The 13735-nt window shown below is 26.6% G+C and carries 8 protein-coding genes and 1 tRNA gene; 4 read left to right on the top strand and 5 right to left on the bottom strand.

All coding sequences use genetic code 11. The features are described from left to right. Window positions 1-84 precede the first annotated feature (84 nt). The 3 genes from BHYOB78_RS12905 (at window position 85) to BHYOB78_RS12915 (ending at window position 2478) form a co-directional block, all read left to right on the top strand. Entirely contained in the window at window positions 85-813 is a 729-nt protein-coding gene (locus BHYOB78_RS12905; protein WP_020064674.1) for a hypothetical protein, read from the top strand. A 342-nt stretch (window positions 814-1155) separates the two neighbouring features. Further along, window positions 1156-1229 (top strand) — tRNA-Arg (locus tag BHYOB78_RS12910). Between the two features lie 67 nt (window positions 1230-1296). Next, window positions 1297-2478, top strand: coding sequence for a tetratricopeptide repeat protein (locus BHYOB78_RS12915; RefSeq protein ID WP_028331343.1), 1182 nt, complete (start codon window positions 1297-1299; stop codon window positions 2476-2478). A gap of 3 nt (window positions 2479-2481) precedes the next feature. On the opposite strand, the gene BHYOB78_RS12920 is transcribed toward BHYOB78_RS12915, so the two are convergent. Continuing rightward, window positions 2482-3684 carry an AAA family ATPase gene (locus BHYOB78_RS12920; RefSeq protein ID WP_012671222.1) on the bottom strand — a complete coding sequence of 401 codons (1203 nt, stop codon included), beginning with the start codon at window positions 3682-3684 and terminating at the stop codon, window positions 2482-2484. A gap of 202 nt (window positions 3685-3886) precedes the next feature. Between BHYOB78_RS12920 and BHYOB78_RS12925 the strand changes: the two genes are divergently transcribed. Further along, window positions 3887-5029, top strand: coding sequence for a VWA domain-containing protein (locus BHYOB78_RS12925; protein WP_020064672.1), 1143 nt, complete (start codon window positions 3887-3889; stop codon window positions 5027-5029). Window positions 5030-5357: 328 nt separating this feature from the next. Here the strand turns inward: BHYOB78_RS12925 and BHYOB78_RS12930 are convergent, their stop codons facing one another. The 4 genes from BHYOB78_RS12930 to BHYOB78_RS12945 all read right to left on the bottom strand — a co-directional run bounded on the left by BHYOB78_RS12930 (window position 5358) and on the right by BHYOB78_RS12945 (window position 13666). Continuing rightward, window positions 5358-6971: a hypothetical protein gene (locus BHYOB78_RS12930; RefSeq protein WP_020064671.1), complete on the bottom strand. Its 1614-nt coding sequence runs from the start codon at window positions 6969-6971 to the stop codon at window positions 5358-5360. A 264-nt stretch (window positions 6972-7235) separates the two neighbouring features. Next, the gene (locus BHYOB78_RS12935) at window positions 7236-8678 is read right to left on the bottom strand and encodes a TRM11 family methyltransferase (RefSeq protein WP_020064670.1); all 1443 of its coding nucleotides are present in this window, start codon (window positions 8676-8678) and stop codon (window positions 7236-7238) included. A gap of 125 nt (window positions 8679-8803) precedes the next feature. Beyond that, a complete protein-coding gene (lon, locus tag BHYOB78_RS12940) occupies window positions 8804-11329 on the bottom strand; it encodes an endopeptidase La (RefSeq protein ID WP_020064669.1) in 2526 nt (841 codons plus the stop codon). Window positions 11330-11716: 387 nt separating this feature from the next. Further along, entirely contained in the window at window positions 11717-13666 is a 1950-nt protein-coding gene (locus BHYOB78_RS12945) for a methyl-accepting chemotaxis protein (protein ID WP_020064668.1), read from the bottom strand. Window positions 13667-13735: the final 69 nt, after the last annotated feature.

Below are 13735 nucleotides of genomic sequence, written 5' to 3' on the forward strand. Positions count from 1 at the left end.
ATTAGAATTTTAAAAAGTCTGCTGATTCATATGTCGGCAGACTTTTATTTTTTACTTTATATATTAGTTATATTGGATTTATTTATGAAAAAAATACTGCTGATTATCATCATTATAACATTTGATATAAAATTATTTGCAGAAGGCGGTTTTGAAGCTATATTAAATGTGCCTTTAGGAGCATCTTTAGGAATATTTAATGGAGAGGTTGAATCAATAGGAAGCGAACCTCAAATAAATACTAAAGCAGGATTTGATGCCGGAATAAATATACAGATTGGTTATATGTTTGCTTTTGGAAAATTCGGATTAAGTATTTTAGGTGATTTAGGCTACAGTTATGACAGCTTTAAATATTCATTATATCATAATGTTTCTGCATTTGCAGGAAGTGAGGAATATAATATATACAACAACATATATCTGCATAGCTTTCAGATAGGAATTATACCCAAATTAAATATAGGCAGTTTCTCTTTAGGTTTAGGCGGAGGAATAAAAATACCTTTTGCTGGAATAAGCGAAAACAAAACAATAAAAACTATAAATATATTTGGAGATACAATAAAATCAGAGGATAATATCAAAAAAGATTATAAATCTTTAGACTATTTATCATATATCATGGGATACATTAAAATTACATTCGATTACTCTTTCTTTTTCACTGGAAAATTAGCATTAAATTTAGGAGCATATTTTGGATATGATATAGGACTGCCGTATAGAGAAGAAAATTCAAAAGGGAATAATAGAGTTGATAGTTTCGATATAGGATTTCAAATAGGACTTAGATTTGCCCCTAGATTATAGTACAAAAATATATATTTTATATAATTAGACTTGAATACAGCTTGATATTTTAATTTATATTAATATACTATAATGTATATTTAGGAAAATATTTTGAATCTATAGTATACATTATATTTTATAATATAAATAGCTTTCAATATTGTTAATTATATAAAAATTATAGTTTTAAATCTATATACAGTATTTCAATTATAATTAAGATTTGCATCTATATAAAAGATATAAGCAGTATTGACATAACTTACAAATATATAATAAGCTGCTCAATTAAAGCTTATATTTAACCTCTAAATTGTAAACTATAGTTTGTAATTGCCGATAATGTTAATAATATTGAGAGCGTCTGTGGCTCAATTGGATAGAGCAGCGGATTTCGGTTCCGCCGGTTGGGGGTTCGATTCCTCTCAGACGCGAATAAAAATTGATTATTTGGATAAATATGTTAAAATATATGTAATAGTAAAAGGTTTTTTACAAAAAATGAAAGAAAAAACTATAAAAAAACTCAACTTAGTTATATTAATACTATTTCCTATAATGCTTTTAGTATTCTCTATTACATATAATATCTATAGTGTAGGTACAGAAAATAGAATAAAAAGAGAACTAGAAAATTTTACTAATTCTCTTTCTTTAAGAATGGAAAGTAAGTATATGGACATGATGACTTTATACTTCAAAGAAGAATTAAATAATTATGCCATAGCAAATGAGTTTACTAATTTAGTTAAAGAACAGGTAAGATTGGGAATTACGCCGCATTTTAATTCACTCAAATTTTCTATAGATTATACAATGAAAAATAATGTAAGAACTACTACCTATGCCTTATTATTTATAGCAGTTCTTATGTTTATATTGACTTTGGTAATTAACTTTACAAATAACAATATGACTAGTAGCTCATATGCTCATAATACGGTCAATAATGTATCTACGAATGTACAAGAAATTCAAGATAAACCTTCCAATGCTATAGGAAGTGTAATTGATTCATCTTCTAGTGAGGCTATAAGGCTTGAAATAGAAGAAATGTATAAACATTTAGTAAAAGAAATGAATAATTCCAGAGATGAGCAGGCATTGGAAATAATAGAAAAAATGTTCCAATTAGATGATAGAAATTATTTAGCTTTAAATGGTGCCGGAGTTTTATATACTAAAATGTACGGAAGAGAAAATAAAGATGAATATTTCAAAAAAGCTAATGAATATTTCCAATATGCTTTATCTTTATATACTAATAATGAAAATGTTTCAAACAATAGAGCTATACTATATTCTATAAGATATGAGCTTAAAAAATCAGAAGAAGATTATGAAACTGCCTTAATGATGCTTAATGATACTTTATCTGCCAACCATTTAGATGTTGAGCTTCTTAATAACAGAGCCACATTATATGCAGTAAAATATAAAATAAGCGGCGATGAGAATATATTTGCAAGGTCTATAAATGATTTTGATGAACTTATAAAAATCGATTATAATAACATATATGCGCTAAATAATAGAAGTGCTTTGTATTTTACTAAATATAAAAATTCCGGTGATAAAAAATATTTTGATAAATCTATAGAAGACTGCAACACAGCATTCAAAATCAATTCATCTGAAGCACTTTATGATAATAGAGGATCATTATATATATATAAATATTAATTATTAAATTATATTTATATTCTTTTTTGAAAGTCCGAGTCTGTTTTTTCTATATTCTTTTTCTAAATTATTAATAGTTAAATTATTATTTAATTTGCTGAAATAATCCATTCTATAAATACTGCTCATATTATTTTCTTTATTTGTAATAAAGTAATTATAAAGCATAGTACCTTCAATACTCATAAGAGATGAATCATGTGTAGAAAGTATAAGTTGAGAAGTATCTGTTTCTATTGGGTGAATTTTATTAAAAAAATTACTGCTGAATAAATTTATAATAAACTCTAATAATTCTGATTGTATTCCATTAAATTCATCAACTATAGACAATGTACCATTAATAAGAGAAACCAATATATAAATTAAATTAATAGCATAAATTTTACTTCCTTCAGATTCAACCTCATCAAAATCATTTTTATAACTATCATGTTTGGATATAAGTCTTTTATTATCAATGATAAAAGAGAATTCATTTTTAGATATACCTTCTTCTATATTCAAATCATCTATATCAATAAAAGATAATAGTTTTTTATATATATACCATATATTATACTTATTGAAATAATCGAAAGCCTCTACTATAGCATAAGATGAGAAGTCTGCTTCATTTGTAAATGGAAATAAAAAACATAAATTCTTAAATAATGAAAGATAATAATTTACTTCTTCTCTGTACTCATCTATTTTATCATCATTTATGAAACTTAAAAATGTATTTGTATCAGGAATATATTTATTATAATTAAATATACCTTCTTTTATATAATTCAATTCTCTTTCAAATATTATAATATCATTATTTTTTATCAATTTTTCTGAATATATTCTTTTATTTTGATTATCCAATACTAATTCATATAAATATAATACGCATTCATCATTTGAATAAAACTCCAAACAGAATCTGCTTTTATCATCTTTACCATAAATCATATTAGGATCTAAAAGTTTTTTTATGCTGTCATCGCTTGAAGTTATATATCCATTATTAGAATAAAGAATAAATTTTAAGGCATTAATTAAATTACTTTTACCAGAACCATTATAACCATATAAAAGACATAATTTTGATATATATTCATCATTTATTTTTTTTATAAATCGGCATTCTTTTTCTTTAGCAATATCAATAGTTAAATCTAAAACAGCCTCATCATAAAATGATCTGTAATTTGAAATTGTAATTTTTTTAAGCATGTTATTTTATTTTTATATATTTTCTATCTAATTTTATAAAAACAAAATATATTTAAATATGTAAAGATTTCAAATTTTAAAAAACTATAATGTATGTTTAGATTTATATTGATAATATGATTAATACAAATAAGCAAGTTATAGTAAAATTTTAAATTATAAAATATTTGATTTTTTGATTATTTATTTATATTATTATTATATGAATGATAAAAATAATATAGATTATAAAAATATAACAAGATGGCGTTTAGTGCTTGGAAGTTTTGCTGAGGATAATATAGAACTTGACAGTGCATATTCTGAAACAGACAAAGCATTAGGTTTTTTATACGACAGAGAATACAGCAAAGAAGCAGGATATGCAGATTTTGAAAGTAAAGAAAATAGAGGCGGAAAAAATAAAAGTGATTTAACTGTTCCTACTTGGGTGGCAAAGGTAAAAAAATTATTTCCTAAAAAAACTGTTGAAATCATGCAAACTCATGCTTTAGAAAAATATAATCTTACAGAAATGATTACTGATGAGGATATTTTAAAAGAGATGGAGCCAAATATGGAGCTTTTAAAAAATATTCTCACATTTAAAGATATGATGAACGGCAATGTTAAAAAACTTGCTTATGATATTGTCAGAAAAGTTGTCAATGATATAAAAAATAAAATGGAAACTGATATAAAAAAAGTTTTCTATGGAAAAAAACTTCCTAACTCCACAACTCAAAATAAAATATTTAAAAATCTTGATATAAAAAAAACAATAAGAAATAATTTAAAAAACTATAACATAGAAGATAGAACTATATTTGTAGATAAATTATATTTCAATCAAAATATAAAAAAATATAATCCTTGGCATATAATAATACTTATAGATGAAAGCGGTTCTATGCTTGACTCTGTAATATACTCTTCGATAATGGCTTCTATATTTTCAAATCTTCCTTATTTATCTATTAAACTTGTAATATTTGATACTTCCATAGTTGATCTAAGCGATAGTGTAAAAGATCCTATAGATGTATTATTTAAAGTACAGTTAGGAGGAGGTACTGATATTGTTATGGCTTTGGAATATGCAAAAAAGATTACAACAATTCCAGATAAAACTATAGTACTTCTTATAAGCGATTTATATGATAGCAATGATTACAAGCATATGTATAAAAGTGCAAGAGACATAATAGAAGCAAGATCAAAACTTTTTGTACTTCCTGCTTTAGACTATAATGCAGATTCTAGTTATGATAAAGAAGCAGCCAAACAGTTTGCAAAAATCGGTGCTAAAGTTGCAGCTATTACACCAGATGAGCTTTCCAAATGGATAAGCACTGTAATATCATAAAAAATAATAACATATATGATCGTACTTCATTAGCGCACGGTGAATAGATTTTTATCCATTATTTAAATTAGAATTTTTAATAATCATATATTTTAAACTTTGCTCATCGTGCGGTTAATAAATATTAAAATTTAAATAACGCTTGGGCGGGCAGTTAAAAAATCTAATTTGATAATAAAAAAATAAAAAATAAAAATTTCTTAGTTAATTAATAAAAATAAAGGGCGGGGAATGAAAATAAATTAAAAAACTTTATTTACATACCCTACCCTTAGACTTATTAATAATATAAAAGTCTATAAAAATAATTTTCGCTTTTATATTATTATCATGATATTTTTTCAAAATCTATTTTAAATACAACCCCAAACTCATTTCCATTACTTGAATCTTTAAATTTAACTGTAAACTCTTTATTCTCTCCTCTTTTAATTGATAAATTGCTGTCAACTTCTATTTGCTTGTTTCCTTTTACACTGCTGTATTTAAAGCTGTCAGAGTCTTTATCATATTTTAATACAAGTATAGGATCTGTTTTATCAAAGTATACTAAAGGACCAGTACCTGCTGTACCTTGATCAACATATCCTGTATTTTCATCATTTTTAATTAGTTTTAAACTTAATTCTATAAATGTATCTTTAGTATCAATACCATATAATTCAAAAGACTTAGATCCTTCTTTTACCAACTCTCCTCCGTCTTTATCTATTTTAGGTACAGTGCTTATTCTTGTAATACTGCCGTAATGCTCTCCTTTATTTATATCAGATATCATCTCTACAGATTTGCTGCTTTCATTTTGATAAGCTGCACCATAGGAAGCATAGGCAATATAAGCATAAGGAAGTTTTTCTTCTTTCATACTAGGCGGAAATATTTGTATACTGTATTTATAACTGAAAACTGTATAATTTATTAATTTTGTAGTACTTATAGTTATTTTAGTTTTATCTTTTTGTGCTAAAGGCGAATAGAATGCATAAGGAGAACGTCCTGTAGTTGAAGCAGAAGGATTAGTATTAGGATTAGGAACAATAGCTCCTTTAGGATCACTTTTTATAGGATCATTATTATGATTTCCTCTTAATCTGTTTGCAAACCAATCAAATATAACAACTGTACCATCGCTTTTTACATATCCTACAGGATCATATTCATAAAAAGGATAATTCTGCCCCTTATCATTTATACCTTCATCTATAGATATCCAATAACCTGTAGGAGAGTATTTATCAACCAAATTACTAGGCTTCTGCCAGCTTGGAGGATTTGGATAATCGCTTTGAGGTCTTCCATAGTAAAATAATAGTTTTGAGTATGTGTCTACAGCTATTAAGCAATTTTCTAAAAATTTAGCCATTTCCGGAGTACCTGTAAAATAATAAAAATAGAATCTGCTTATCTTATCTTTTCCAGGATATACATTATGATAATCTCCGTCATGAGTGAAAAATCTTGCATTCAATCCCTTATATTTTGTATATGTTACTCCTGTTACATTTGCTACTGGTTTTATAGATACCCCGGTAACTGCTGTAGTATTGCATACTTCTCCTTGATCTAAATATGCCTGAGATTGTTCATTAGAAACTACCCAAACATGTCCTGCTTTTTCTTCGCTTTTTGTTAAAAATCTGTAACTTGGATAATCATTTGCTAAAAATTCAACTTTCAAAAACCAACTGTCTATATCTGAAGCATTAAATCCGCCATTATTAGGATCATTCCACCACTCAGATGCATATTTAGGTGCTGTAAAAGGATCTTCATCTTCACCAGGCTGTATATATATTCCTGAATTACCTCCTGAGCTTCCAGAACTCCCATTATTCTCTACTTTACTTTTAAAAAAATAGTATTTAGGATTAAAATAACTTCCGCATGAATAAATAAATAAAATTACAGCTATAAATATAAATAATGAATATAGTTTTTTCATATGATTTCCTAAACAATAATAAAAATAGACATATTATCAAATATGTCTATTTTTATTCTAACATATATATACATTTTGAGAAATACATATATTAATTAAAATTATAAAAATTTATAAAAAATATATTACATATACTCCTACAATACATTTAATACATAATATATTATTAAAGCAGTAATAAAATTTTTATAATTATAAAATAGTATTTAGAATAAAAAATTGATTATACTTTATATAAAAAAGGATTTAAAAATAATATCAATATTATTTTTTTCTAAGTATAACAATATGCTCATTACACATAGTTTCTGATTTTTTACCAACTGTATTTGTAGGTGAGTTTAATGAAGGCATAACTTTATTAATTATATTTCTATCAATTGTATAAACATAACATAAATCATATTGACTTGCAATTTCTTTTATTATTTTATCTGTTTTTAAAAGTTCTCCTTTAACAGTTCTATTTCCGACAACCCAAAATTGATATCCGCCTGTTTTAGTCTTTTTAGAAATAGATGATATTGCTTTTTCTAAATCCAAATAAAAACTATATACATCTCCTGCACGTTCCAAACTATTATTTTTAATAGCCTCCAAAGATTTTTTTAAAGTTTTACTTGGAATAGAAAATTCAAATCCTTTTCTAAATTTAGTTCCACCCATCAATGTTTTATCAATCATCATTATTTCTTTTTCAGAAAGTCCGGATAAATCTATCCATTGAAGTGATAATCTGCTGTATTCTCCATAGGCAACCGTTGTTCTGCTGTCTCCATATGGAGGAGATGTAACTACTAAATCAACAGATGAATCAGGAATATCAAATAAATCTATAACATTATTATTAAATATCTTAACCTTTGAAGTTATGCCATTTTTATTACAAGCATCAGTAAAGCTATTCATTTTTTCTATATTTTTATCTAAAATGTCAGTGAATTCTTTTAATACATTAGGCCTAAAACTTTTCACTTTTATAGGCTTCATTCTAAACATTTTAAACTCTCCATTTCTGCGATTGGATACAAGTCTAATTGTTTCACTAAATGCCACAAATAAAAAATTTCTTATATTTTTATCTTCAATTTTTAAAATATTATTTTTAATCATTTGAAGCTGTAATATTGCTCTAGGCTTAAACCAATAGCCTATATTTTTAAAATTAGGTATTTCAAAATTATTTTTTTGGGAATCTATATATTTTTTAAGATATTCAGGAGCATTATTTCCCCAACCATCTTTTGATGTAAGATCAATACTTTTTTCAAAATACTCATCTGCCAATTCATAAAAATTAATATTTTCATTATAATCATCATTAATTTGTTCTAATAAAATCGAAGCTTCTTTTTTAAGCTTATTTATATTAAGTTTATTAGTTTTTACTTTTGAAATAAATATTGCAAGAGGATTAATATCATTTCCATATACATTTTTAATATTAGCAAGCATCCCTTCAACAAGAACTGTACCAGAACCAGAAAAAGGATCAAGTAAAGAATCTACTTCCATAACTTGCTTAACTATATTAATAATATTTCTGCTTATAGGAGCAACCATTACAGCCGGATAACTATGCATACTATGAGTATATTCTTTTGTATTCTCATATTTAAAATCCCAATAATTATTAGGCAATTTTTTTAGTATAGATATTAATTTTTTATCTGTTTCTAGATGATTGATTATTGATTTTTTATTCATAGTTTTATTATAAAAGACTGCTTAATATATTGTTTGCATTGTATTATTAATAATAAATAAAATCAATAAAAAAGATGCAGAATGATTAATCCTGCACCTTTTATTATATTTTATTATAATATTTTTTATTTACTTTTTTTGTTTGTTTTTTTAGATGATTTTTTGTTTTCTGATTTATTTGCTTTATTTAGCTTATTCAATTTAAACATAAAGTCAAACACCTCTTTAACATCTTTTACAGGGTGGAAAGTTAAACCCTTTTTAACATTTTCAGGAATCTCATCTAAATCCCTAATATTTTCATGAGGTATTATTATATGCTTAATGAATCCAAGTCTTTTTGCCGCTATAGTCTTTTCTTTTAATCCGCCTATAGGTAAAACTTTTCCATTTAATGAAAGCTCTCCTGTCATAGCAGTATCATTTCTTATAACTTTATTCATAGAAAGTGAAAGCAAAGCAGTAGCCATAGTAATGCCTGCTGAAGGGCCGTCTTTAGGAGTAGCTCCTTCAGGAATATGCAAGTGAATCATAGCATCATTAAAATAATTTTCAGGAACACCATAATCTTTGGCAACGCTTTTTACATAACTGTAAGCTATCTCTACACTCTCGCTCATAACATCTCCAAGCTGTCCTGTTACCTGTATGTTTCCTGAATCTTTTTTCTCTGATACCTTTATTGATTCTATAGTGAGAGTTGCACCGCCTAAAGATGTCCAAGCTAAGCCTATAGAGTTTCCTGGCTTCAAATCCTTCTCTGTGAAGTCTTCTGTGAATATTGGCTTTTTAAGATACTTCTCTAAATCTTTTTCATCTACTATATAGCTGTAAGTTTTTTTATTATGCTCTACAATATCAGCAGCTATTTTTCTGCATATTCTCTCTATTCTTCTTTCAAAATTTCTAACTCCAGCCTCTCTGGCATAACCGTCTATTATTGCACTTATAGCTTTATTTGTGAAGTTAATATTTTTTATATCAAGACCATGAGCTTTAACTTGTCTAGGTATAATATATTTAGAAGCTATTTTTAATTTCTCTTCCATAATGTAGCCTGAAAGTCTTATAACTTCCATTCTGTCAAGCAAAGGTCTAGGAATTGTATCAAGTGTATTTGCAGTAGTAATGAATAAAACATTTGATAAATCGAAAGGCAAATCCAAATAATGATCTCTAAATGATGCATTCTGTTCCGGATCTAAAACTTCCAGTAATGCACTTGAAGGATCACCCTGAAAACTTGTTCCCAATTTATCAATTTCATCAAGCATAAGAACAGGATTTTTTACTTTTACTATCTTTAAAGCCTCAATAATTTTTCCAGGCATAGCCCCTATATAAGTTCTTCTATGTCCTTTTATTTCAGCTTCATCTCTCATACCGCCTAAAGAAAATCTAAAGAAAGGTCTGTCTAATGCCTCAGCAATGCTCTTACCTATAGAAGTTTTACCAACCCCCGGAGGGCCCACAAAACATAGTATAGAAGATTTTTTCTCAGGATTTAATTTTCTCACTGCTAAAAATTCGTATATTCTCTCTTTAACATCTTCAAGTCCGTAATGATCTCTGTCTAATATCTTTTTGCTTTTTGATATATCTTCTCTTTCTTTATTTTCCTTATTCCAAGGCAAAGCAAATAAAGTATCCAAATAATTTTTAGAAACTGTATATTCTGGAGAATGAGTATCTATTGTAGAAATCTTTTCTATCTTCTGCTCCATTCTCTCTCTAACTTCCTCTATAACATTAAGCTCTTCAAGAGTTTTTTTGTATTTCTCTATATCTCTTTGTTTAGGATCTGTATCATAACCTAATTCTTTTTTTATTTCTTTTAACTGTTCTTTTAAGAAATATTCTCTTTGCTGTTTTTGTACCTTTGAATTGATGCTGCCTTGAATTTTCTGCTGTATTTCAGATATTTCTCTCTCTTTCTGAAGAAGAAGATGAACTTTTTCAAGTCTTTCCTGAATATCAAAAGTTTCAAGTATTTCCTGCTGACTAGCTCTCTCTACATTAAGCATAGAAGTGACAAAATCAGCTAATCTTCCAGGATCATCAACATTAACCATAGTAAGACGCATTTCTTCAGTGAAAAGAGGATTATTCTCACTTAATGCTTTCATATCTGAAAGTAAAGCCCTAGTATAAGCTTTAATTTCTTTAGCTTCTTTCTCATTTCTAAAAGGATCTATATCAGGTATATAAAGAGGTTCTGCTCTTATAACAGGATCTGTAGTTACAAATTTTATAACCTTATATCTTCGTATAGAATTTATAAGAAGATTAAGTCCTCCGTCAGGTAAATTCAATTTTTTGAATACTTTTACAACAACACCTACTTTATAAATTTCATCAACAGAAGGTGTTCTCTTTTCGGATGGAGTATCAGAAATATATAAATTAAGCCCTAAGAATCCGTCATTCTCTGCTATTGCTTTATTTACAGCATCTGCATGATGAGCAGGTATTGGAAATGGAGCATAAAGCCCTGGAAATAAAGGCTTTCCCATTACAGGTATAATTATCAATCTTGAAGGTAATTTATCTTCCACTATTGCAACTATATTATCCTCTTTTTTATTTTTATTATTATCGCTATTTTTATTATTATCTATATCTTTATTTACTTTGTTTTTATACCTAGCCATTAAAAAAACTCCTAATAATATTGTATAGTATAATATAAAATATACTTATAAGTCAAATATAATCATATTAAGTATATCATGCAATAATTATGCCAATAAATAATGTTTTTATTAATATTTTATATATAAAAATGAACTTAAAATATTTTTTGTTCAAAATGTATTCTTATTTTTTTATAAAATATATGCTAATTTTTAACAAAAATTGATTAAAGAATATAGATAAAACAATATAAAAGCAGGTATATATAGATAAGTAAATAAAAATACAAAATAAAGTATATTTTCTACAAAAAATAAAAAGTGTTTTATTATATTTGTTTAATAATAAAACACTTATAATTATATATTGTATTTAATTTATACTAGTATGTAAGCAGCAAAAAATTATCTTAATTTAAAGAAATCAATTAATTTATTCAAATTCTTAGCTTCATTAAGAAGTAATTGAGATGAAGAACTAGCCTCTTCAACCAAAGCTGCATTTTGCTGAACTGAAGAATCCATTTCATTTATGGCGATATTAATCTGCCCTATACCATTTTCCTGCTCTTTCGCAGCTATATTAACTTTCTGCATTAAATCAGAAACTTTATCCATTCTATCTGCTATATCATTAAAAATATCCTTAGATTCATTAACGCTAGCAGCAGCTAAATTTATTTTATCATTACTATCAAATATAAGAGAAGTAATATTTTTTACGGATTCCTGTGTATTCTGTGCTAAATTTCTAACTTCGCTGGCTACAACAGCAAAACCTCTTCCCTGCTCTCCAGCCCTTGCCGCCTCTACTGAAGCATTAAGTGCAAGTATATTTGTTTGAAAGGCAATAGATTCTATCATTTTAGTTATATCCATTATTTTAGAACTTGACTCATAAACAGCATCCATTTTATTAACGCTTTCTTCTATTATCTTACCTGCCTTACCTACATAATCCTTTGCTTCAACAACCATATTTGTGCTATCATATATATCAGAAACGGCAAATTTTACATTAGAAGCCATTTCATTCATAGTTGATGCTGTTTCCTCCAAGCTGGAAGCCTGCATTTCTGTTCTATTAGATAAATCATTATTTCCTGAAAGAACTTCATTGGCAGCACTTTCAACTTGTTCTGATGATTCTTTAACTGTATTCATAACATTATTTAAATTATCTAATATGCTTTTTATTGCTCTTGCTATATCTCCCCATTCATCTTTAAGTTCTGTAAATCCTGGAGGAGTATCCCAAGATATATCTCCTTTAGATAATTTAGTTAAATCCTGAGCAAGTAATTTAATGATAAATACAACTTTCTTCTTTATTATTAGAGGGGTAATAATAAATACTATTACTAATATTACAGCTAAAATTATAATCATAATATTTCTGATATTATTACTATCTTCAAGTATTACATAATTAGGAACCAATATTTTCATACCCCAATTCTGACCTGTTTCAAGTTTTATAGGTACAAATATATATGCAGATTTAGTATTTAAAGAGGTACTGAAATCCTCAAATATCACAGTTTGACCTGTTTTTATACTTTCTAATACATTATTGTCTTTATAGTAAGGATATGCTTCATAAATATTTTTACCCACATGAGTTTCATTTTCTTTATTATAAAGAAGCGTACCATTATGATCAAATAAAGAAGTGAGAGTATTTTCAAAAGGATTAATATTATCCATTATCGGAGCTAATGATTCTATAAATATATCAACACCCGCAACGCCTATAATTTGACCATTATTTTTTAAAGGTATAGACCAAGTATTCATTTTTACCATCTTACCGCCTACTTCAAAATCATATATAGATGTAATATTAATGTTTCCTGTAGTTACAGGCACTGAATAATAATCGCTTTTTAATTCTTCGCTTGTCATACCTCTGTCGTCAGCAGAACCATTATTTCTATATACATAATCTGAGAACATTCCTCCTGCTTCTGAATATTTAGGATCATTTATATAATCAGCATCATTGCCCATTACATTATTTTTAAATACAAGAAACAAAGCTCCTGTACCTTCAGGTAAAGTTTCAAAAAAATCTTTAGTTGTATTTTTATATACTTCTCTGTTTCTCTCTCCTGATCTGTATAAATTATCTACTGTATATTCAAATGTACTTAAACTATCGAATGCTTCCTGAACAAGGGCCTGTACTTTAGCTGCCTCACCTTTAGCACTTTCCTCCAATACCTTATATGAAAGTTTTTTAGTAACATTATTAACAGAAAATATGTTAAATAAATTTGATATAATAAGCATGATAATAAAAGGAACAACTATAACCATACTTATTTTAAATTGCAGGCTGTTAAAGATCTTCATTAAGGTATCTCCCAAAATATATTATAAATTATATTTACATTATTATACAATAATATGTATTTATATACA

Origin of the sequence: Brachyspira hyodysenteriae ATCC 27164 (assembly GCF_001676785.2) — a bacterium.
Taxonomy (GTDB): Bacteria; Spirochaetota; Brachyspiria; order Brachyspirales; family Brachyspiraceae; genus Brachyspira; species Brachyspira hyodysenteriae.

Bases quoted from the DNA above. Each gene is read 5' to 3' on its own strand.
- BHYOB78_RS12930 (WP_020064671.1), bottom strand. From the start codon at position 6,971: ATGAAAAAACTATATTCATTATTTATATTTATAGCTGTAATTTTATTT.
- BHYOB78_RS12915 (WP_028331343.1), top strand. From the start codon at position 1,297: ATGAAAGAAAAAACTATAAAAAAACTCAACTTAGTTATATTAATACTA.
- BHYOB78_RS12925 (WP_020064672.1), top strand. From the start codon at position 3,887: ATGAATGATAAAAATAATATAGATTATAAAAATATAACAAGATGGCGT.
- BHYOB78_RS12920 (WP_012671222.1), bottom strand. From the start codon at position 3,684: ATGCTTAAAAAAATTACAATTTCAAATTACAGATCATTTTATGATGAG.
- BHYOB78_RS12935 (WP_020064670.1), bottom strand. From the start codon at position 8,678: ATGAATAAAAAATCAATAATCAATCATCTAGAAACAGATAAAAAATTA.
- BHYOB78_RS12905 (WP_020064674.1), top strand. From the start codon at position 85: ATGAAAAAAATACTGCTGATTATCATCATTATAACATTTGATATAAAA.
- lon (WP_020064669.1), bottom strand. From the start codon at position 11,329: ATGGCTAGGTATAAAAACAAAGTAAATAAAGATATAGATAATAATAAA.
- BHYOB78_RS12945 (WP_020064668.1), bottom strand. From the start codon at position 13,666: ATGAAGATCTTTAACAGCCTGCAATTTAAAATAAGTATGGTTATAGTT.